Raw genomic sequence first — 20995 nt, 5'->3', positions numbered from 1 at the left:
AGCTGGTTGCGCAGTTCCGTAAAACCGAAAACTGGTTGCAGCTAATCCCGCACTTTCAATTACAACCAGTAATCACAAGGGATTCAGCAGCGTAGAAAATTGAAGCATTCGCAGACTTTTGCGTCTAATTTTGGGGGATAGACGACCGTAATCAGTTATTCAGAGCCATGCCTGATCATAAACCACGAAAGCATCTGTGCCTCGACAGCATGATCCAGATGATCTACGACAGCTTCGACAGCATTCCAGACCACCGCCCAAACCGCCGTAAAGACAAGATTTCATTGCTGGACACCTTGATGTCGGCTTTCGCTATGATGCACCTCAAGTACCCATCCTTGCTGGAGTTTGACCGTGAGCGGGAAACCGAAGAACTCAAGTTCAACTTGAAGCATCTATACCGGGTTCAAGGCAGGATACCCTGTGACACTTACATGCGCTCCACCCTTGATCCTGTAGATCCAGGGGCAATGAGAGAACCTTTCAAGCTGCTGTTCAATGAAGTACAGCGGGGTGGAGGGCTCAAGGGCTTCCGCTTTTCTTGCGCCGGCCTGAAGGATCATTACCTGTTAGCCATTGATGGGACAGGGCTTTACTACTCAGGCAAGTGCCGCTGTCAGGAGTGCTGTATAAAAAATGAAGGTAAGGCCAATGAAGCTTACTATCACCAGATGCTGGCCGCCTGCATTGTCCATCCTGACAGAGAAACCGTATTGCCTCTGGCCCCCGAGCCCATTGTTCACCAAGATGGCACAACCAAGAATGACTGTGAAAAAAATGCCCTCAAACGTCTCCTTTCAGACATCAAGCGAGATCACCCACAATTGAAGCTGGTTATTGTGCTGGACGGTCTCTACGCTGATGGCCCGACAGTTCGACTGATAAGAAGTTATGGGTGGCACTACATCATTGTTGCCAAAGATGGCAATCACACTTCGATGATTGAGGCTATGGATGCGCTGGATCAGAAGGGCGATGTCAAACGATTTGAGATGACTGACGGCAACGGTGCCAAACACTGGTGCCGTTATGCCAATGGGGTTCCCCTGAACAAGACTGAACCGGTTGAAATCGTCAATGTGCTTGATTACGTCGAAACAGACAAGAAAGGCAAACGGCACACCTGGGGCTGGATAACCGACATCCCGTTAACCGAAGAAACTGTACTCCCCACAGCCGAAGGAGGAAGATGTCGTTGGCACATAGAAAATGAAACCTTCAATACCCTGAAGAACCAAGGCTACGAACTTGAACACAACTATGGTCACGGTGAGCAGCACCTGGCAACCAATCTGGCTTACCTGACCTTCCTGGCTTTCCTGGTGGATCAAATACAGCAACTATGTTGCCCGGTCTTCCAGAAAGCCCTGAAACTAAGGGCGCGTGGAACACGCACCTATCTCTGGAAATTGATTCTGCGTTACTTTCTTTCCTGGCTGATTGAGAGTTGGGAGGAGATGTTCCAAGCGATCATTCACGGTACTGCTGCAAGAAAGATCCAGTTCGACACATCATAGCGATCATCGTAGCCGGGGTTTCAGGGTAAACAAACTGGAAAAGGAGCACGAAAAGCGTGAGGCAGTTTTTATGTGCTCATCAATTATCTGTACGACCAATCAGTTTTAATACGACTTAAGGCGTATGTTGTGCGGGATTAGCTGAACTGGTTGCTTTCGACAGATATTGCAAAGTACCTGATGACCATCGCAAAACGAGAAAAAAATAATAAAGCAGAAGGTCCGGGGCTTGCACTACTACGACAGGTTAGAGGCGATTTAAGTTTATCGTCACCCGTTGTTTTCCCCATCCATGTTTCTGGATTATCTGGCCAGATGGTAACCGCTTCGGATCGCATCCACAGAGAAGTTAATGTTGTTATTGATGGTCTGAAAGAAGGACGCTACAACATTTATCTTTTGAATAAATTACTTCAGTTTACGGTTTTTTCTTTTGATCACACTAACCCGGATATTTCATAAACAAGCAGCAACTACCATCCCATCCTCTTAATTTTGGACTTTTCCGCAAGCCTGTTGCTCTGTTAACCATGTGAAAGACATTGCAGCCCATACTTGCTTACAGATTAGACGCTAATCAACGAATCCTGCTATTTCAGGATAACGGAAAGCCCCAAGGCTCTTTCATCTGGTTGCTATGTACCTTGATTGAGTCTTATGAAAGTTGCTACCCCGGTCGAAGTATCGGCATCTGGTAAAAGACTTCTGTCACATGCTGCAAAAGCCTCTTGAATGGGCAGCTACGCGGCAGATGAAGTTTAATTCGGTCTTTATATTCAACCACTTTGACTGCAACTTTACAGAGCTTCATGATCACCGTTGATGGCTGCGCTTTTTCCAGCTCCGTACCTTTCAAAGTCTTGGTTCTTAACTCATAGTGCAAAACATAAGCGGCACAGGCATAAAACATTCTCAAATGGTTAGCCAAAAAGCCCTGATCGGACAATCTGTCGCCGGACAGATCACTTTTCAGATGTTTGATGAAGTTCTCATCCTGTCCTCTTGGACAGTAAAGCTCTTCATAAATTACCTCTGGAGAAGCTTCCTTCATCGACGTCACAATGAAACGAGGGTTGTCGCCTTTTTGGTTGACCTCCGCCTTGTAAATTATCCGGGTATCGAGACCTTTCCAGCTCTTGGCCTGGTATTCTGCTTCCCCGTAAAGTCTGAGCCGATCAGGTTCTGGCATGTTGTTCAGTCTTGCCAGCTCAGTCTTGACCTTCAGAGCTTGACGCGCTTCATCCAACAACTCTTTGGCTTTTGGCCGCAAAGCCGTTTTGTGGCCTGCACCTTTGCCCAGGACATAATCCGAATGAGGGGCATTCTGAACCACCCACATTAACTCTGGTTGAGCGAAGTGGCTGTCTCCCCGAACCAGTAGATGGGTTTTCGGCCACTTTTTCCGAAGCAGCCGAATGACCCGTTCGAGAATAGCTGCATTTTCCTTGCCCGTTGGGGTTTTCCCCGGACGAAGAATCGCCGTAATCAGCTTGCCGCTGAGTCCCTCAAAAATCATCAGGGGCAAGTAGCAGTAGTCCTGATATTTGGCATTAAACAGGTTCATCTGCTGGCCACCATGAGTAATGGCCGGTGTATGATCAAGATCGATAACGATCACCGGGGGTGGCAGCTTGTAACTGCTGATAAAGTGATGCACAAATGCTTCAGCCATCCTGTAAATGTCGGAGCGGGTCATAGATTGTCCCAGCCGGGTAAAAGTGGGCGCTGATGCGAGATGGTTATCGCTGTCCAACGGATTGCGACCAGTGGCCAGTTTGAACATAGGGTCTTTACGCAAACGGTTACTGTCGTTGGCATCTTCATAGCCGCAGGCCATTTGCAGAACCCGCTGAACCAGAAGTTCTTTCAGGGAGTGGTCGATATAGGATTGATGGCGTCTGTCATTGATGGCATCAGTCATTTTGCAGATAAGACCGCTCTGCAGAATGGTTTCCCGTAGCAGCAGAGTGCCAAAGTCAGAAGATAACTCCCCACCATTGAAGTCTGCCCGGATGGTTTTTCCATTTGAGGGATGAAAACGAAGCTGTTCTTGTGTAGATTTGGGCATGGCAAGTTCCGGTTTGCTTCTTCCGAAGCTTTCTTTTGGTCGACCCAATTATATCAAGTGATTGGGCGGAACTTGCCTCCTTTTATGAAATATTCGGGCTAAGAACATGGTTCCATTTCTGCCTTCGGGGGCTGCGATTCTACGTAGGGAACAGAAGGATGGTCAAGGCGATCAGTTTATTTTGAATCATCACAACCCTTATAAGGAGATCAAGGTACCATTGTATGAATCGCTGCCTCTTCTGTATGCCTCTACCAGCAGTCATGTCAGAAAACTTTCCGGCCAACAGGTTTCAAAAGAGAGCTGTTCTGCTCATTTTGGCATTGGTATCAGCAATGGGCTTTGCAATACGCTGCATAAAAGAGAGTCTCTGGATTTGCTGAGCGAGCTGTTTGAGCTGACCCGTCATAATGCCCCTGAAGATATTTTGGTGACTAAGTATCACCCTTTTTATGGAAACCGGTCCAAAGTCACGAATATTGGCAGTTCGTTCAAGGGTGCCTGTGTTTCCCAGGTAGAACGTAATCAATATCTTTTGGATAACCATCACTACAATAGCAATCAGTTTTATCTGGTATCTGGTGACCGTCGTCGCTTAAATGAGTTGACGGAAAAAGATGCTGACTGGCTGACTTACCTGTTCGACGTTGTTGATCAGGCTGGCATCATTAATGAGCGCTGGAAAGTCATGCATTTGTTGATGTCGGTTTGCGATGTTTCCTGTGGTGAAAAAGCCAGAGATTGTATGGATCATGTCATTACTAAGCTTCAGTCCGATAAACAGCCGGTCTGGGAGCAGGTATTAGGTTATACAAACGAGATAACGCCTGTTTTGTTGGCGGACAGCCCTCCAAAAAGTAAAAAAGGACATTCGGCATCCGCCAGACTGGCCAGAGGCTGGCAAATCGATCCTGATCGATCTGGTCAACTGTCTCAATATCTATCGGTTTTACCCATTGTTCAGGTTAATGGTAAAGAATACCTTGCAGGCACTTATACGCGAAGACCGACTTTTACTGTAAATGCCAAAATTCGGACTTTTCAGAATTCCCAAGGCTTAGATAAGAAAATAGCACCATGTTACAACATTAATTTGCCGCATTTCGAAAGACATGTGTCGTCCAAATGCGTCGATTTTGCTGTATTTTTAATGTACTTATGTGCAATATATTTTCCTCTAGACCTTGGAAATCAACGGGTGGCCGACTTTGTTGTAAATCAGAAAAAGTCGGCCTTCGCGTCACTTATGTGAATAATCAGAGCAAACTCTGGACCCACAAAGTCAAGCTTAAAGGGCTTAAGCCTGAGAAGCCGTACAGGCTTGAACAGTTTAATGGGCGCACCGGGCGCTGGTCTGTATCAAAAAAAGCATTCCAAACTCTGGAAGACCGGACAGATTACGACATTATGTTGTCTGTTGATAAACTGTTCAGGGTCAGTGAGGTCAACCAGCCGTCGTCCTACAGTTATATCTTCTTCCCTTTGCAAGCTCTGGAGGGCAGCAAACAGCCAGGCGATCGCTATAAGGCATGGAAACTGCTGACAAAGAAACTGGTTATGCCGGCTCTGGCGTGGAAGCAGGATATTACGGCTAAGGTTACGGATTCTGTCAGCGAGCTGGAGAACAATTAAAAATTACTTTTCCACATTGTGAAGAAGCCCGGGTAACAGCCGATGACTTTTATTCGGGTTTGTTTTAGCTGTGGAGGTAAGAGTGCGACTGGCCATCTTTCTGCTGCTTTTGATCGTTAATGTTCAGACCAATTTGCAGGCTCAATCTTTACCTGCACCAGGACAAAAAATTTATAAAGTCGCGATACTGGATCGATTCTATCCACGGCTAAATGGTTTTGGCTCGGATGAAGACCGCACCAGCCACAGCTGGCTGTATGGCATGGTGGATATCGATAACGATGAAGTCAAAGAACCTTTCTATCATGGCGACATTGTTCGCATGATTGCTGCCCACCCCCGCATCACATTCATCACTTATCCTATTCAGGACGATCGTTCACCCATGAGTGAGATTCGTCGTAATCTTCAGAAAATTAATGCACGGTTGCAGATTCAGCCGCTTGATGCACTGGTGTTGTCATGGGAGTCGTCCACCTTGATCAGTGCGTTTGATCAACCGCTGAAACGCTCAAGCGTTGATCGGTATAAAAAACAGATTCACGCCATGGGACGTGAAGATCCTGTGTGGAATGATACTTATGAAATTATTCTGCTGCTGGAAAAAATAGTGAATTATGGAGTGGCTGTTTACACCATTTCTGGCAATGGTGGACGCGGGATGGTCAACACGTTTTCATTTGCTGAAGGTGTGGTGACAGTGGGTGCTAGTGAGTACGAACTTCGTCACTATGTTGCGGATAACCCCTTTGTGGATGTTCATGCTCAGGCCGCCTACGAACTTAAGCGGGTGGATGACTTTGAAGGTAATGTACTGGGCTATGACATTAATGGTGATCATTGTGTTGATATCAGTAAGGAGCGTCTGTCCAGTGCCACTGCTGACACCCCCGATGTTGATAAACAGTGGCCGCAAAAATACTGGAAATTGCTGATCGGTTCTTCATTTGCTGCTCCAGCCGCCTTGAGGTCATCGCTGTTTTCCGATCTTGAACTTAATCTTTGCTCACAGTTATAAGCTGCCTGTTTAACCGCATATTCACGGACAGAATCCGTACCGCTAGCGAGTTACTATAGTACCATCTTGTTGATGGTGCTCTTAGATGGCTTCGCTGTATTTCTATTATTCTTCCATGGACTCCGGAAAAAGCACATACCTGCTGCAAGCGGCTCATAATTACGAGTCGGCGGGTAAGCGTGTACTTCTGCTGACGCCAATGGTTGATGACCGCTTTGGTGTTGGAAAAATTACTTCTCGCATTGGACTGCAGAAAGAGGCCGTTGCTATATCCGGCAATGAAAACCTGTTGCAGCAGATCCGTCATGAACACGACGAGTCACGTTTAACCTGTGTCATGGTCGATGAGGCGCAGTTTCTTAGTGAACAGCAGGTATGGGAACTGTCGGCAGTGGTTGATCAGCTGGGCATTCCGGTGCTGTGTTTTGGTTTGCGCACGGATGCTTTTGGAGAAGCTTTCCCAGGTAGCAAAGTGTTACTGGCCGTTGCAGATGAATTGTCTGAAATAAAGAGTATCTGCAAAAAGTGCGAGAAGAAAGCCATCATGCAGTTACGATTGGACGGCGATGGTCGTCCGGTTAAATCGGGTTCCCAAGTACAGATCGGAGGTAACGATACTTACCTGTCGGTTTGCAGAAAGCACTACAAAGAATTACTGGAACAGTGATTTAAATAGGCTGAATCCTCGCACAATCCGCAGCAGATTCCTTTTTTATAACGGTATAAAATAGCTATTTACCTATCGATAGCATCTGGTTAAATGGATTTTTCGTTATTTGAATTACTCACGGTTTTTGTTGCGATTTTCTTTGGTGCCCTGGTTCAGGGAACTATCGGTTTTGGCCTGGCTATCGTCGCCGCGCCGATTCTTTATCTGGTCACACCCGAGCTGGTGCCCGGCTCCATTATCCTGATGGCAATGCTGGTGGGTGGGCTGACCGCAAAACGTAATCTTCATGCGGTGGAGCTGAGTGATCTCAAATCAGCGATCATGGGGCGTATTCCGGGTTCGTTGTTGGGGGCTGCTTTGTTGACCGTTGCTTCACAACGCACCATGGGGTTGTTTATGGGCGGGTCGGTGTTATTTGCGGTGATGGCCAGCCTCAGCCCTTATAAAGTTCAGGCCAATGGCAAAACGCTGTTCTCGGCTGGACTGGTGTCGGGAATCATGGGGACGGCCTCATCCATTGGCGGGCCTCCCATGGCACTGGTGATGCAAAACCAGAGCAGCGAACGCATCCGTGCCAACCTTTCTGCCTATTTTGTTGCCAGTGCAGTGATTTCATTGTCGATTCTTACCTACAGTGGTCAGTTTGGCTGGGTGCAGTTGAAATATGGCCTGATGTTCGTGCCCTGTGTGCTGGCAGGCAATCTGGTGGCAAGAAAACTGGTGCCTCACGTCAATCAGGCTATGATTCGCAAAGCGTTACTTTTGCTGTGTTCTGTGGCAGGTATCAGCGCAATTATTTCGGCGATCTGACGGGCTATTTCTGATTTACAGTTGACATCCCCTACCGAAATTGCATAAATTGCGCCCATGCGCTGATTTGTCTTGGCTTGCGGGCGCACTAAAAATACCGCTAAAAGAAGGGTTTATCGAAAGAATTCATGAAAAACCACTCTGTTTAGCCAGAGTGGTTTTTTTTTGTCCGGGATGGACGTCCTGCCCTCGACCGGAGTCTGCAGTTTAGTTTGCTGCTCCAGCCAAGCCCTAACCTGAATGATCTGCCGAAGTGATGCTGTAAAGAGCCAGAGCTTGGTAAAGGCAGGAGCAACAATGATAGAACTGAAAAATCTCAACAAAGTCTTCAAGGCTGGCAACAAAGAGGTGAAGGCCGTGGACGGCATCAACCTGTCAGTACCGGAAGGCTCTATTTACGGCGTTATTGGCTCCAGTGGAGCCGGTAAAAGTACGCTGATTCGCTGTGTCAATCTGCTGGAACGGCCTACGTCGGGTCAGGTCATGGTCGATGGTCAGGATCTGATGCAGCTCAATGACCGGCAGTTGCGCGATGCCCGTCGCAATATTGGCATGATCTTCCAGCACTTCAACCTGCTGTCCAGTCGTACGGTGTTTGACAACATCGCACTGCCTCTGGAACTGGCTGGTGCCAGTCGTCAGGCGATTGATGAGGCGGTGCTGCCGTTGCTGGAACTGACCGGTTTGTCGGACAAGCGCGACAGCTATCCGTCCCAGTTATCCGGTGGTCAAAAACAAAGGGTAGCCATTGCCCGTGCGCTGGCCAGCAAGCCTAAAGTACTGTTGTGCGACGAGGCGACTTCGGCGCTCGACCCGCAGACCACTGCTTCGATTCTGGCTCTGCTGAAAGACATTAATCGTCAGCTGAAAATCACCGTACTGATCATTACTCACGAAATGGATGTGGTGAAAAGCATTTGTGATCGTGTAGCCATTCTAAGCCATGGTTGTCTGATTGAAGAAAACGACGTTGAACAGTTTTTCCTGAATCCGAAAACCGAACTGGCTCGTGAGTTCGTTCGCAGTGCGATTCATGAGAAACCTGTGGCTGAAGTGGAAAGCCGTTTCCAGCAGGAGAAAACACCCGGAGCCAATCCGGTGATTCGCATTACATTTGTGGGTCAGCGAGTGGTTGAGCCCCTGATTACTCAGGCAGCAAGAAAGTTCGATACGGATTTTGTCATTCTTCAGGCGGATATTGAAACCGTTCATGACAAGGTGATGGGCTTCCTGATGGTCGAGGTAACAGGAGACGAACCCTCCATTGAAGCGTCTCTGGATTTCCTGAGCGAAAATGTACAAGTAGAGGTGGTAGGTTATGTCGGCTGATTCCTGGGCATTACTGGCTCGTTCACTCTGGGAAACGATTTATATGACCGGTCTGTCCGGTCTGATGAGTTTTGTGTTTGGTATCCCGTTGGGGGTGCTGCTGTACATCACCAAGCCAGGCCGTTTTATGGCCAGTCCGTTGATTAATATGGTTCTGGGTGCGGTGGTCAATGCAACACGTTCTGTGCCGTTTATTATTTTGATGGTGGCGATTATTCCACTGACCCGAATGCTGGTGGGTACTTCCATCGGAACCACGGCAGCGATTGTACCGCTGACGCTGGCTGCTATTCCGTTTGTGGCACGTATTGCTGAAGGTGCCATCAATGAAGTGCCGGGTGGCCTGATTGAAGCAGCACAGGCCATGGGGGCGACACCTCTGCAAATTATTACCCGGGTACTGTTGCCTGAAGCCCGTCCGGGCCTGATTAATGGTATGACCATTACTCTGGTGACGCTGGTTGGCTATTCAGCTATGGCGGGTGCCATTGGTGGTGGCGGTCTGGGTGATCTGGGTATTCGTTACGGTTATCAACGCTTTGACGGCGTGATCATGCTGGCGACAGTTGTCGTTCTGATTGTGCTGGTACAGCTGGTTCAGTCTGCCGGTGATCGTTTGCAGACGTATTTCGACAGAAGTCATTAACTCAAAAAGTCATTAACTATAAAAGCACTCATTTGGAGGAGTAGCAATGAAGGCTATCAAACAATTAAAAGCTTTGGCCGGTACAGTAGTGATTGCCGCCAGCGCCATGCTGGCAGGCTGCGGTGGCAGTGATTCAGCAGACGGTGCCCTGAAAGTCGGTGTGATTGCCGGTCCTGAAGCGGACGTAATGAAAGTGGCTGCTGCCAATGCTGAAGCGGATTACGGTGTAAAGGTCGAACTGGTAGAGTTTTCTGACTACATTTCACCGAACATGGCTCTGGCTGATGGTTCCATTGATGCCAATGCGTTCCAGCATCGCCCTTATCTGGACAGCATGGTGAACGACCGTGGTTTTGACCTGGCGGTAGTGGGCAACACCTTTGTTTATCCGATCGGTGCTTACTCCAACAAGATCAGTGATATCAGCGAACTGAAAGATGGTGCTCGTGTGTCCATTCCTAACGACCCAAGTAACGAAGGTCGTACGCTGATCCTGCTGCACAATGAAGGTCTGATCACGCTGAGAGATGTGAACAATCTGGAAGCGACCCCGGCTGATATCATCGAGAACCCTAAAAATCTGCGTTTTATCGAGCTGGATGCAGCCCAGTTGCCACGTTCCATGGATGATGTTGATCTGGCATTCATTAACTCCACTTATTCTGTAGCTGCAGGTTTGCTGCCAACCCGCGATGCTCTGCTGGTGGAAGGTAAGGATTCTCCTTATGTGAACATCATTGTCAGTCGTGAAGACAACAAAGAAGACGAGCGCATTGCCAAGCTGGTGAAGTCTTTCCAGTCTGAGCCTGTTGAAGCGAAAGCGGAAGAACTGTTCAAGGGCGGCGCAGTGGCTGGTTGGAAATAATATTAACCAGTGCTGTTAGTTTTTGACGAAGCCCTCTGTCAGTAATGACAGGGGGCTTTTTTGTGTGAGCACCATTCAGAGCACCTCTGACAGAGGGGTGACTGTCTGAAAATTGCAGGTATTGTAAGAAAAGTAAGGGTAGTTATGTGAGCTGTCGAGTGATGTATAGCTATCCAGCTCTTCGACTCTGTGTCTTCCGGTCAGGCTTTCGCTAGTATTAAAGCATTGATTGTCCTGCCTGCTCTGGGTGGCTTTGGCTCCAATGGCTTGCAGAACATCGAGCATTGTTTTGGGCTTGGGCGAGGTGTTGAGTCCGCTGGTGGCGACACTGTCATCCGGAGTTGATGCTGTATTGGCTTCGGGGGTCTCAAGAGCTGGGTGCTCTCTCAATTTGATAGTTGATTCAAAAATCAACTATCATCCTGCCTGACATAAAGCTAGACCAAAGTTGATTCCAACGCCCTTTACTCTGGATCAAAGACCTCGTTTCAAGAAGAACTTCTGCACCTGCTGGTTTCCACCTCATACCTGAACCACACAGCCGTTGTTTGACCAATGTCTTACAAGCAGCTTCTGTCACTCCAGAGCCTATCGGCCAGTTATGTTTCAGGGCTTGATGGTATTTCATCAAATGATGGTTGTTCGTAAAATAGGTCACCGCCTTGTAACGCTTCTCTATCAGTGCAGTAGTCTTTTTCGGGAGTTCGGCAGATTCAATTTCTTTCAGTATTTTTTTGGCTGCCCCTCGCTTGTTTTTCAGGTTGTGGAGCTTGTCTTCAAGCCACTGCTTTCTCTTGGCTTTACTGCTCGGAAACAACGCTTCTGCCACTCCTCCCAGATACTCTGAGGCATGAAAAAAATCGAGTATTTGAGCTGAGGTATGCTGCTTCAGGTATCGCCAGTTTTCTTTAGCTCCATCGGCTACGCCAATGTATGTTGCTTGCGGATAGAGACGTTTGAGATCCGCAATCTCATCGTCCAGCTTGTTCATAAAGCTTTGTTTACCATATTCAGGCGAACTGGCGGTGTAGATTGTGTGAAGTCTGTCGCCATTGGCAGAATAAAGGCTTAAGGTTCCACACATGGCTTCTCGCCAGCCTTCTTCGCAAAGCAGCATGCAGGTGCCATCAAGTCCTATAGCAATGGTTTCCACTGCCTCTGGTAACGGCGGTAAATCATAACGAGTCTTTTTTTGATCTTCAATTAATGCACAGACCCTGTCGGATAAGTGCTTGATATAGGAGTTTGACAACACTCTTTGATGGTTGGTTTCAAAATCTTCTTTTACTGCGGGAGCAGGCATCTGGCTGTACTTCCAGGCGAGAGTTTTTGCAAATTTGGGCGTAGCTGAGCCAACAATCCCAGAGTGATAATCAAGCGGAGCCAGAGTGACTCCACCTCTGACACCCTGATAGACAGAGCGTTCCATGGGCACGCATCCGTAAAGGGTTTCGTAGTGCTTTAGCACTTTCCCCTTATAGCTCCATTTTTGCTGGTTAAGGACAATAGGTTCGTTGTTGGGTGGTTCAAACAACTTTAATAATTCTTGAGTGCCAAGTACTCCTGCCTCATTCAACGCTCGCTGCAATCCATCTTCAAGACTCAGCATGTTGTTAGATTCAATGGGTACTTCAATTTGCAGTACGATAGTTTTTGACTGACGGGCAATGACGGATGCAGGCATGATGGCAGGATTTAGCGATAATAAGTTGTCTTCATAATAGTCGCTTAAAATGCGTACTTTTGTTTCAATCAGTCAGAGAGAGCACCCAACTGAAGACCTAAAAACCAGACTTCATGGTTTTGTAGATTTCTTCAATGAGCGGATGGCCAAGCCTTTTAAGTGGACTTATCGGGCTCGGCCTCTGCAAGCATAAGAGTGTATGGATATTTGAGCTTTCCAGCACTAGGCCACATTCTAAAAGAGCTGCCTTATGCTGACACAGTTGAGAAACTGGAGCAGCTTCTACCTTGGGCAGTGAAGGCATCTCAAGAATAAGCCTGTCTGTGTGAGTTGGCTATGACGCTACTTTTATTGGCGCATACAGTATAAGTGCCGGTTGTCGTTTATAATTTTTTATTCAATGTTGTGTCGAATATAACCAGGGGAGCGACGCCCGCTTGTCTCCCCTCTTCGTTCGCTGGAATCGTTAAGCCATACACTCGTTCTTCTCCAGCCACTTTAAACTCCCATAAAAGCTCTTTTTTATATTTAAAGCATTTGTAGCCTGTAGCGCTTTTCTCATGCGACGCATAACGACCATCTTCATGAATGCTTTGCATTTTTTGAATGGCATCATCGGATATTGTGCTTTTGATTGCATCTGATGAAGGGTCAAAATAGGCATAGGCAACAATGTTTTTTGGATCAGTTTGTTGGCTTGATGGATTCAAGCCTTTTCTGTAAATAGGTTTAATGCATTGGTGATTTATTGGTATATCCGCTTTCCATGGCATTTGAGGCACCTTGTCTTTTGGCATAACAATATCCTTAAGTTTCTCAGTTATTGCCCGAAGACCTCGCTTGGGACGCTTTTTTGGGGGTGCAATTAAAAGTGTTCCGAGAATGCTGAAATCATGATTTTTCGGAATTTTGTTCCGAGCATTTCTGCAGGGTTAGGGCTTTAAAAAATGGAAAACCTAACATGTCAGGAACACTTTTAATTGCACCCCTTTTTTGGCTTAGCCTGTCGTACATCAAGATATTTCGATAGACTTGCCTGCTTCCAGCCCTCAGGATACAGCTTTAAATTACTGCTTGCCGGGTTTATATTTTTTGTTGCTTCTGCACGATCACACTCATTCATAGATTTTTCAAAGTTTTTTGGTATCTTTGTTTTCGTATCTTCGATTATTTTTTTCAATATACGACTAGCCCGGATATTTCATAAACAAGCAGCAACTACCATCCCATCCTCTTAATTTTGGACTTTTCCGCAAGCCTGTTGCTCTGTTAACCATGTGAAAGACATTGCAGCCCATACTTGCTTACAGATTAGACGCTAATCAACGAATCCTGCTATTTCAGGATAACGGAAAGCCCCAAGGCTCTTTCATCTGGTTGCTATGTACCTTGATTGAGTCTTATGAAAGTTGCTACCCCGGTCGAAGTATCGGCATCTGGTAAAAGACTTCTGTCACATGCTGCAAAAGCCTCTTGAATGGGCAGCTACGCGGCAGATGAAGTTTAATTCGGTCTTTATATTCAACCACTTTGACTGCAACTTTACAGAGCTTCATGATCACCGTTGATGGCTGCGCTTTTTCCAGCTCCGTACCTTTCAAAGTCTTGGTTCTTAACTCATAGTGCAAAACATAAGCGGCACAGGCATAAAACATTCTCAAATGGTTAGCCAAAAAGCCCTGATCGGACAATCTGTCGCCGGACAGATCACTTTTCAGATGTTTGATGAAGTTCTCATCCTGTCCTCTTGGACAGTAAAGCTCTTCATAAATTACCTCTGGAGAAGCTTCCTTCATCGACGTCACAATGAAACGAGGGTTGTCGCCTTTTTGGTTGACCTCCGCCTTGTAAATTATCCGGGTATCGAGACCTTTCCAGCTCTTGGCCTGGTATTCTGCTTCCCCGTAAAGTCTGAGCCGATCAGGTTCTGGCATGTTGTTCAGTCTTGCCAGCTCAGTCTTGACCTTCAGAGCTTGACGCGCTTCATCCAACAACTCTTTGGCTTTTGGCCGCAAAGCCGTTTTGTGGCCTGCACCTTTGCCCAGGACATAATCCGAATGAGGGGCATTCTGAACCACCCACATTAACTCCGGTTGAGCGAAGTGGCTGTCTCCCCGAACCAGTAGATGGGTTTTCGGCCACTTTTTCCGAAGCAGCCGAATGACCCGTTCGAGAATGGCTGCATTTTCCTTGCCCGTTGGGGTTTTCCCCGGACGAAGAATCGCCGTAATCAGCTTGCCGCTGAGTCCCTCAAAAATCATCAGGGGCAAGTAGCAGTAGTCCTGATATTTGGCATTAAACAGGTTCATCTGCTGGCCACCATGAGTAATGGCCGGTGTATGATCAAGATCGATAACGATCACCGGAGGTGGCAGCTTGTAACTGCTGATAAAGTGATGCACAAATGCTTCAGCCATCCTGTAAATGTCGGAGCGGGTCATAGATTGTCCCAGCCGGGTAAAAGTGGGCGCTGATGCGAGATGGTTATCGCTGTCCAACGGATTGCGACCAGTGGCCAGTTTGAACATAGGGTCTTTACGCAAACGGTTACTGTCGTTGGCATCTTCATAGCCGCAGGCCATTTGCAGAACCCGCTGAACCAGAAGTTCTTTCAGGGAGTGGTCGATATAGGATTGATGGCGTCTGTCATTGATGGCATCAGTCATTTTGCAGATAAGACCGCTCTGCAGAATGGTTTCCCGTAGCAGCAGAGTGCCAAAGTCAGAAGATAACTCCCCACCATTGAAGTCTGCCCGGATGGTTTTTCCATTTGAGGGATGAAAACGAAGCTGTTCTTGTGTAGATTTGGGCATGGCAAGTTCCGGTTTGCTTCTTCCGAAGCTTTCTTTTGTTCGACCCAATTATATCAAGTGATTGGGCGGAACTTGCCTCCTTTTATGAAATATTCGGGCTAGTATCTATTTTTTTTCTGGAGGCGAAGTAACGGGTTATTTTTCTTGGTAAAGGAATTATTACAAGTGAAGAACCTATCAGGCTCATCAGAGATACTAAGTAAGTTACAGAAAATAAATTAAGTAACTTCATACCAAGGCTCTTCTTGTTTGCTTCTCTCCTGGCTCTGACTCTTTCAGCAATCTCTTTGGCTTCAGCCTGCTTTTTCTCGTCATGGCATTTTTTTTGATTCTTCAAGCATTGTTGGAAAAGCCTTTTTATTTCTGCAGGACTAATAACAGCTTCTAATTTTTTAAACTGAGAATCAATGTATTTTTTGTGTTTTTTAAAATTACTTCCTTTACTGTCGCTATTAAATTTTAATGCGGCTGATGTATATCTTTTCAATGTATTAAGATCATTTTTTAATGATTTTAATAATCTCGACAATACGACATTGCGTCCTTTTATTAATCCATCCAGTTCTTTGGCATAGGCTTTATAATCTCCTAATTCTTTCTGGTACATGAAAATTTCTTTTAATGCCGTATCGTAGCTGTCGAGTTCATCAAATAGGCCTTTTACACAGGTAGTTAAAGGAAAGGTATAGTACATATTTTTAACAACGTGTTCTTTCTCATCGTAAGAAAGCATTCCAAAATCATTGTTGTTCTGAGTGATGTATTGATTAATCTGTTCCAGAATCTTTTTTAACTGTAATGTCTTGAATTCCAGACTGACAAGGTCTTTATATTTTTTCATCACATGAACTGTTTCAGGGTTCTTAATGCCAAGCACTATGCTGGTCTCATCTGACTTTTTATATACACCGGTCATTCTGCCCACTGGACCGATCTGCTCCATCAGGTCTGGTTTGAGACAGGATTGAGGCTGACTTTTTCTTTTAGGTGCAGATCTTTTTTTGCGGGTTGTTACTTTGGATGCTGAGCACTTATCTGCCAGATACTCTGCCAGTGAATCATCTTTTCGGCCGGTTTTCTCTAACGTTGCGACCCAGTCTGAAAAGCCAGCTTTTGGGCAAGTGTTGAGTTCACTGTTAGTTGGGGTGGCCACACTGCAAATGTCACTTTTTCTACTGCTCTGTGCAGACACGCACTGTAAACCTGACAAAAGACTAAGAACAAAAACGAAGCGCTCTGTTATCGACATATCAGAAAAGTTTTTACCACGGACTGCAGGCGGTTTTATTTTACTGTTTTTGCTGGGAATGTTTTTTCTTACCTTTCGGCAATCCCATCGTTTTTCTTCGTCAAATTCGGTGGGTTGTTCTGGTAGAGTACCAGAACAACCATAGATTGAGTCACAATGGCTTGAAATAGGAAATGACATCGTTATTCTCCTTAATCTCTTAATGTCAGGTTCAGGGCAAGATAAGCAGATCTTGCCTGACGGAGGTATAGATTGGCTGATTTCAGTAAAGTTCCTTTGTTTCATTCGTTTTTTAATGCGAAGCCTTGGGTCTAATTCCCCGCAGCTTGCTGCGAACTACTCAAGAGCTAATCGGGATAGGGCGTAGCCTCACAGCTACGCTCCTCCCACACCACGCAGCGTACGGGTCCGTACTACGCGGTTCGGCCAGTTAAGCAGCCAACAACCTGATCAATCCTAACCCGTCAAACCAACTATTCGGTAGCGCCATATGTAGAGCTGGACTCCGGCTCATTCGCCAGTGCCCTTTTCCTGAAGCTACCGTTTGCCTTGTCAGTTTGTCACTGATTCCCTACTTTCGCAGTTCCTTGTACCGCTTTGGGCTCCTTTTCCATTGATACCAGAGTAAACTTCTTAATCGCCTTCTTGGCAATGCGCGCCCTTATTGCTAGTACCGAAAAGTACCCCAAACAAGGCTGGTTTATCGGTCTTCCTGATGAACTTTCACTGATTAACCCTTGGTACTAAAGGCTTGCAGGGGGGTTTTTAATTGGGGTATCGCTTTGGTGTATACACCAATCAAAAAATAGTCTCTAAACCTTAGAGCGACGTGTGAATCAGGTTTTTCGGTATACATTTAACTGATACTAAGCGCCCGATACCCCAAGTTGAGCGGGATTTGATTTCTGAACGCACAAAAGAAGGGCTTGCACGGGCGAAAGCACAGGGGAGACAGGCGGGTCGGCCTAAAGGTTCGTTAAGTAGTGCCTTTCAGAAAACCTCAGAAAATTCGCAGCGAATTCTGGCTGTCATGCACCCATCGCAGCTGAATTCTACTGTTATGGCAAGTAGAGGCTATTTTTTGTACTCAGCAGCGTGAAGTAAAAGCAAAAATGCCACTTCTGAAGCGTGCAAAACCCTCATGCCAGGCGTGATAAAACAAAAACTGACCGGTAGCTGGCTGAAAAGCTATTGACGATCTCTGGTCAGAAGAAGTTTGCCCAACCGTTTCAGATTGCCGGCAACAACAGCCAGTGCAACGTATCGCTTAAAGCCCTCAATGCCTTTATCCGGACACTTATCGAGGCCGTTGGATTCCAATGCATTTATATCCGACTCCACGGCTGAGTGTTTTCTTTTTGCCCGGATAAATTCCAGATGGGTTTCACGCTTTTTGTCACTGGCTGACAGTCTGCCTTTCTTGGGCAGAACCGGACGTTCAAGAAGAGCTTCCAACTTCTCAAGATTGTCCGGGCTCCAGAAACCCTTGTCGTAGCTCACCTGATTCAATGCTGGAAACCGCTTTTTAGCATCTTCTGCCATAGGTACAGTAACCTGGTCGTCTGTTTGCTTTTGCATGACCTGATGATGCAAAGTAAAACCAAATTGATCCTGTAGCACGCAAACTCGTAGCCCCAGTTCTACCGGTGTACCGGCCTTGCCTTTGCTGATCCACTCGGTGTGTGGTTCAAAAATCGAGAATATCTTCTCGCTATGGGGAATCTGTTCGTGCTCAATAACTCGCCGGTAAATCAGAGCTATCTGGTGCTTGCCGTGAGCAATGTGGTATTTGAGATTTTCCAGCCTTGGTTCATCGGGTTGTTTCTTCACCAACAAAGACAAGGTCACTTCCGCCTTGTGCAGAACGGCGCTGCTGTACTTGATGTACTCAACATGAGCCATCTCAATATCGTGCTGTCGCAGGCGCTTTTTCAGCTCACAGGAAGCGCCGGAGTGTTTCAGGTTCCGCGCTTTGTGGTAACGCTTACGGTGTTGATTCTTGAGATATTCACGCTGGCGCCACCCCGGAAGCTGGTATTGTTCAGCAAGGGTTGATGCAAACTCGATACTTTTACGGCAAGCATCGCTCAACAGGCTGATATCCGTAGGGAAGTGGACATCGGTTTTAACTACGAACGAATCGGCACGGCCATGTAACGGTTCGTCTTTTTTTTAACCAGCATATGGCCTGCTGCCACGACGACCTGATTGATCTGATCGAGAATTTCAGGGGTGAAGTGGCTGATATTATCCTGCAATGTCTGTATATGGTAAGAGCGCGTACAGTAAGGACCGTGGCCAAGCATTTGTCTAAGAGAACCATGTTCATTGGCAAGCTCTCTCAGACGGTCGTAGTCGCAGTTAGTAACCAAACGAAGTGTGCCAAGCACCAGTATTTTCCAGAACTCCATACCGGGACGACCATTGTTCTGGTCAGTGGTGGTCATGGTATCGAGTACCTGAAAAACCTGATTACGCAGTTCGATATTTGTCCATATGTGCTGTAAAGCCCGCAATAGCCGGGGAATATCGTCCCTCGATTTGGCGTCGAAGGTGATGGCAGAGATATCAATCTCTCCCAGCTGCATTTGTGGGTTGATGGTTTGGCGCATAAATTGAGAAAAACAGCCTGTTTTGGGAAATCTTCATGAACTATATGGGGCTGCAGGCTTCTGTATTCAAGTGCTTGAGGGTTTCCGGACAGGCACAAATTAGACGATGATGTTCGAACAGAGTTTCTTGACTCATTATCTCTTTCATCTGATGTTAAAAATGGCCTTTCAATGCTTACTCAAAGTGATTGTGCATCCGGTGGTTGCTTAAGTGTTGATGAGGCCAGGGATCTTTCTTACGCTTTTTCAAAAATCAATATGTCCTGGTCAGAGTTTATTTATCATCACTGGGATAACGCAGCTCTGGCTGCTCTTGGATTTATTGGCTACAACGGTTTTATGTATCATCAGGAGCTTCGTTCAGCATTTAAGGTGGCAAAGTATGCGGCGGTCAGAGTAATCGTAAAAAGAGAGCTAGGTGACATTGAAGGCTGGTATATAAAGAGAAAGCCTATTGAAACATTTGGTAAAAAAATAACAAATTATAAAGTAGATGGCGTTTTTAAAAAGAATAGCCACGATCTGAGTGTTTTAGCTTCATCATTAAAAAATAGTGGAGCATGGGTGATAGCTGGCTATGCACTGAAAACTCTATCGGACTCGATGCTTGGTGACAAAGGCGCTTATTATTATTTTTTAAGGAAATATACAGGACAAGACGTATTTCTGGACAATTATTCCTATTGCGGTAGTTTTTTATACGGCTTCCATCAGGCTCAGGCTAATTCAGAGGTTTCTTTTGGTTATCCAGCTAAAGAGTACTTTAAAATTTCACTGGATATGGCGTTGTTCAATCATCTTATTCTTGCATTTGTAAACAGTACGGCTTTGGTGAAGTTGCAAAAGGCTGAGACGACTTTTGATAATACGCTTTTTACCGGTGCTGAAAAGAAGAATCTGGCAAAAGTTACGCCTACCTGTACTTTGTATGATCAGACTTGCGGTCAAACAATGACGAAGCTGAGCGAAATGAAGCATTGTTTTCTATTGTCTTTTGAGGCAGAAGATGCCTTTGGGAATGCTGTGGCCTATATGAACTTTTGTCCGGGTTCTGCCCCTGACTCTGCAGTGCTTCAACTTTCATCGGACAGTACGTGGTATCAGATCAGCAAAGATCAAATCGATTGGCTGGTTCGCAGGTTGGTCGATATTTTAAATGCCTATCGATTAAATCTTTATAAAACCATTAAATTGGACTCTATTCCGCCTGAACCCAGTTGATCTCTCTGGCGGTATGCCAGCCAATCGTGATTTGTCTCAGGCTTGTGGGCATCTTCTTGTTGTTTGTATCAATTGGAATGTGTCCGCCCATGATCTCTGCGTAGCGTTGCGGGTACAGCGGCTTTTTCCCGGGTTCGGCATAGCCTTCAGGGAATTGAGGTAAGCCGGTTTGCAGGTTGTATTTATCGGTAGCGCCGAGGGTGTGCAGTAATTCATGTGTCATCACCACATGGTTGCTGCCGGTATAACGTCTGTCGCCATAGGCGTTGACAATGCCAGCCATACTTTTTTGCATGCCAATGGAATGTTGCAGGACAGGGGTTGAATCGGGGTCAAAATAGACGACATAAAGATGAATGTCTGCGTCTGCCTGGGAACTGTTTCTTTTGGTTTGCCAGTTCCAGTAGCGGAACTTTAATGACCAGAGCATGATAGCCAGTGTGCTGCTTCTGTCCGGCTGTTCCGGAGGGCTGCTGCTCAATGGTTCTGCAAGATACATTGAAATAGGCTGATCAATATCGACACCGTAGGCTTGCGCCTGCTTTGCCAGAAATCTCTCCATGCCAGCAAAATCTATCGGGTCCAGTTGTGCAATGTAGCGTTTGGTTTTTTCCGAATTGTCACCGCTGAATGGATGAACAGCGACATAAAGGGGGTGTTCCCAGCTTATGCTGTGCTTTTGTGTCAGCCAGGTTTTACCACCCACCACAATAAGAATGAGAAGAAGTACAGCGATCCGTGCTGCTTTGAACATGGTAGAGCCCTTCTGACGGTGTATTTTTTATCCTACACAGTTTCTTCAGGGAAATCTTCAAATGCAAGTAGCAGCATTGCCCGGATCTGACTAAGCAGACCCGGGCA

Annotated in this window: 19 protein-coding genes; 11 read left to right on the top strand and 8 right to left on the bottom strand. The window is 46.4% G+C overall.

Features of this window, described 5'->3' with window-relative positions; all coding sequences use genetic code 11:
* Window positions 1–167 precede the first annotated feature (167 nt).
* Together EZMO1_RS16240 and EZMO1_RS26290 are read left to right on the top strand one after the other, a co-directional pair.
* On the top strand, window positions 168–1517 hold the full coding sequence (locus EZMO1_RS16240; RefSeq protein ID WP_051789206.1) for a transposase: 1350 nt from the start codon (window positions 168–170) through the stop codon (window positions 1515–1517).
* A 180-nt stretch (window positions 1518–1697) separates the two neighbouring features.
* Window positions 1698–1979, top strand: a complete 282-nt coding sequence (locus tag EZMO1_RS26290) for a hypothetical protein (RefSeq protein ID WP_145912632.1) — start codon at window positions 1698–1700, stop codon at window positions 1977–1979.
* A gap of 205 nt (window positions 1980–2184) precedes the next feature.
* Here the strand turns inward: EZMO1_RS26290 and EZMO1_RS16235 are convergent, their stop codons facing one another.
* Entirely contained in the window at window positions 2185–3585 is a 1401-nt protein-coding gene (locus EZMO1_RS16235) for an IS1380 family transposase (RefSeq protein WP_034873155.1), read from the bottom strand.
* A gap of 106 nt (window positions 3586–3691) precedes the next feature.
* On the opposite strand from EZMO1_RS16235, the gene EZMO1_RS16230 reads away from it, so the two are divergent.
* From EZMO1_RS16230 to EZMO1_RS16195, 8 genes are all read left to right on the top strand, one after another.
* The gene (locus tag EZMO1_RS16230; protein WP_034877162.1) at window positions 3692–4837 is read left to right on the top strand and encodes a hypothetical protein; all 1146 of its coding nucleotides are present in this window, start codon (window positions 3692–3694) and stop codon (window positions 4835–4837) included.
* Complete coding sequence (locus EZMO1_RS16225) at window positions 4834–5217, top strand: hypothetical protein (RefSeq protein ID WP_034877165.1); 384 nt, start codon at window positions 4834–4836, stop codon at window positions 5215–5217. Before EZMO1_RS16230 ends, EZMO1_RS16225 begins: the two co-directional genes overlap by 4 nt.
* 82 nt (window positions 5218–5299) lie before the next feature.
* A complete protein-coding gene (locus EZMO1_RS16220; RefSeq protein ID WP_034877613.1) occupies window positions 5300–6235 on the top strand; it encodes a hypothetical protein in 936 nt (311 codons plus the stop codon).
* A gap of 85 nt (window positions 6236–6320) precedes the next feature.
* Complete coding sequence (locus tag EZMO1_RS16215) at window positions 6321–6902, top strand: thymidine kinase (RefSeq protein ID WP_034877168.1); 582 nt, start codon at window positions 6321–6323, stop codon at window positions 6900–6902.
* A gap of 93 nt (window positions 6903–6995) precedes the next feature.
* Window positions 6996–7715, top strand: coding sequence for a sulfite exporter TauE/SafE family protein (locus tag EZMO1_RS16210; RefSeq protein ID WP_034877172.1), 720 nt, complete (start codon window positions 6996–6998; stop codon window positions 7713–7715).
* 297 nt (window positions 7716–8012) lie between these two features.
* Window positions 8013–9044: a methionine ABC transporter ATP-binding protein gene (locus EZMO1_RS16205; RefSeq protein ID WP_034877175.1), complete on the top strand. Its 1032-nt coding sequence runs from the start codon at window positions 8013–8015 to the stop codon at window positions 9042–9044.
* A complete protein-coding gene (locus EZMO1_RS16200) occupies window positions 9034–9690 on the top strand; it encodes a methionine ABC transporter permease (protein WP_034877177.1) in 657 nt (218 codons plus the stop codon). The genes EZMO1_RS16205 and EZMO1_RS16200 overlap by 11 nt, the downstream gene beginning before the upstream one ends.
* A gap of 46 nt (window positions 9691–9736) precedes the next feature.
* Window positions 9737–10555, top strand: coding sequence for a MetQ/NlpA family ABC transporter substrate-binding protein (locus EZMO1_RS16195; protein ID WP_034877179.1), 819 nt, complete (start codon window positions 9737–9739; stop codon window positions 10553–10555).
* A 75-nt stretch (window positions 10556–10630) separates the two neighbouring features.
* On the opposite strand, the gene EZMO1_RS16190 is transcribed toward EZMO1_RS16195, so the two are convergent.
* The 6 genes from EZMO1_RS16190 to EZMO1_RS25740 form a co-directional block, all read right to left on the bottom strand.
* Complete coding sequence (locus tag EZMO1_RS16190; protein ID WP_222842129.1) at window positions 10631–10945, bottom strand: hypothetical protein; 315 nt, start codon at window positions 10943–10945, stop codon at window positions 10631–10633.
* Window positions 10946–10958: 13 nt separating this feature from the next.
* Window positions 10959–12239: an ISKra4 family transposase gene (locus tag EZMO1_RS25745; RefSeq protein WP_034877184.1), complete on the bottom strand. Its 1281-nt coding sequence runs from the start codon at window positions 12237–12239 to the stop codon at window positions 10959–10961.
* 383 nt (window positions 12240–12622) lie between these two features.
* Complete coding sequence (locus EZMO1_RS16180) at window positions 12623–13036, bottom strand: hypothetical protein (RefSeq protein WP_034877187.1); 414 nt, start codon at window positions 13034–13036, stop codon at window positions 12623–12625.
* A 615-nt stretch (window positions 13037–13651) separates the two neighbouring features.
* Window positions 13652–15052, bottom strand: coding sequence for an IS1380 family transposase (locus EZMO1_RS16170; protein WP_034873155.1), 1401 nt, complete (start codon window positions 15050–15052; stop codon window positions 13652–13654).
* An 82-nt stretch (window positions 15053–15134) separates the two neighbouring features.
* Window positions 15135–16481, bottom strand: coding sequence for a hypothetical protein (locus tag EZMO1_RS16165; RefSeq protein WP_061509583.1), 1347 nt, complete (start codon window positions 16479–16481; stop codon window positions 15135–15137).
* A gap of 1008 nt (window positions 16482–17489) precedes the next feature.
* Window positions 17490–18913 (bottom strand): ISNCY family transposase gene (locus EZMO1_RS25740; RefSeq protein WP_236631984.1). Its coding sequence is split into 2 segments (ribosomal slippage): window positions 17490–18469 and window positions 18469–18913, totalling 1425 coding nucleotides; the frame shifts between segments, so codons are not numbered across the junction.
* A gap of 171 nt (window positions 18914–19084) precedes the next feature.
* Between EZMO1_RS25740 and EZMO1_RS16150 the strand changes: the two genes are divergently transcribed.
* Entirely contained in the window at window positions 19085–20134 is a 1050-nt protein-coding gene (locus EZMO1_RS16150; RefSeq protein ID WP_034877194.1) for a hypothetical protein, read from the top strand.
* Here the strand turns inward: EZMO1_RS16150 and EZMO1_RS16145 are convergent.
* Window positions 20112–20888 carry a hypothetical protein gene (locus EZMO1_RS16145; protein WP_034877196.1) on the bottom strand — a complete coding sequence of 259 codons (777 nt, stop codon included), beginning with the start codon at window positions 20886–20888 and terminating at the stop codon, window positions 20112–20114. The genes EZMO1_RS16150 and EZMO1_RS16145 overlap by 23 nt on opposite strands.
* Between the last annotated feature and the right edge of the window lie 107 nt (window positions 20889–20995).

This window comes from Endozoicomonas montiporae CL-33 (assembly GCF_001583435.1).
GTDB lineage: Bacteria > Pseudomonadota > Gammaproteobacteria > Pseudomonadales > Endozoicomonadaceae > Endozoicomonas_A > Endozoicomonas_A montiporae.
This window is presented reverse-complemented; position numbering and strand designations above follow the sequence as displayed.

What these genes read in the sequence shown, in the direction of transcription:
- EZMO1_RS16240 (WP_051789206.1), top strand. Translation starts at nt 168, where the DNA reads ATGCCTGATCATAAACCACGAAAGCATCTGTGCCTCGACAGCATGATC.
- EZMO1_RS26290 (WP_145912632.1), top strand. Translation starts at nt 1,698, where the DNA reads ATGACCATCGCAAAACGAGAAAAAAATAATAAAGCAGAAGGTCCGGGG.
- EZMO1_RS16235 (WP_034873155.1), bottom strand. Translation starts at nt 3,585, where the DNA reads ATGCCCAAATCTACACAAGAACAGCTTCGTTTTCATCCCTCAAATGGA.
- EZMO1_RS16230 (WP_034877162.1), top strand. Translation starts at nt 3,692, where the DNA reads ATGGTTCCATTTCTGCCTTCGGGGGCTGCGATTCTACGTAGGGAACAG.
- EZMO1_RS16215 (WP_034877168.1), top strand. Translation starts at nt 6,321, where the DNA reads ATGGCTTCGCTGTATTTCTATTATTCTTCCATGGACTCCGGAAAAAGC.
- EZMO1_RS16210 (WP_034877172.1), top strand. Translation starts at nt 6,996, where the DNA reads ATGGATTTTTCGTTATTTGAATTACTCACGGTTTTTGTTGCGATTTTC.
- EZMO1_RS16205 (WP_034877175.1), top strand. Translation starts at nt 8,013, where the DNA reads ATGATAGAACTGAAAAATCTCAACAAAGTCTTCAAGGCTGGCAACAAA.
- EZMO1_RS16200 (WP_034877177.1), top strand. Translation starts at nt 9,034, where the DNA reads ATGTCGGCTGATTCCTGGGCATTACTGGCTCGTTCACTCTGGGAAACG.
- EZMO1_RS16195 (WP_034877179.1), top strand. Translation starts at nt 9,737, where the DNA reads ATGAAGGCTATCAAACAATTAAAAGCTTTGGCCGGTACAGTAGTGATT.
- EZMO1_RS25745 (WP_034877184.1), bottom strand. Translation starts at nt 12,239, where the DNA reads ATGCCTGCATCCGTCATTGCCCGTCAGTCAAAAACTATCGTACTGCAA.
- EZMO1_RS16180 (WP_034877187.1), bottom strand. Translation starts at nt 13,036, where the DNA reads ATGCCAAAAGACAAGGTGCCTCAAATGCCATGGAAAGCGGATATACCA.
- EZMO1_RS16170 (WP_034873155.1), bottom strand. Translation starts at nt 15,052, where the DNA reads ATGCCCAAATCTACACAAGAACAGCTTCGTTTTCATCCCTCAAATGGA.
- EZMO1_RS16165 (WP_061509583.1), bottom strand. Translation starts at nt 16,481, where the DNA reads ATGTCATTTCCTATTTCAAGCCATTGTGACTCAATCTATGGTTGTTCT.
- EZMO1_RS16150 (WP_034877194.1), top strand. Translation starts at nt 19,085, where the DNA reads ATGCTTACTCAAAGTGATTGTGCATCCGGTGGTTGCTTAAGTGTTGAT.
- EZMO1_RS16145 (WP_034877196.1), bottom strand. Translation starts at nt 20,888, where the DNA reads ATGTTCAAAGCAGCACGGATCGCTGTACTTCTTCTCATTCTTATTGTG.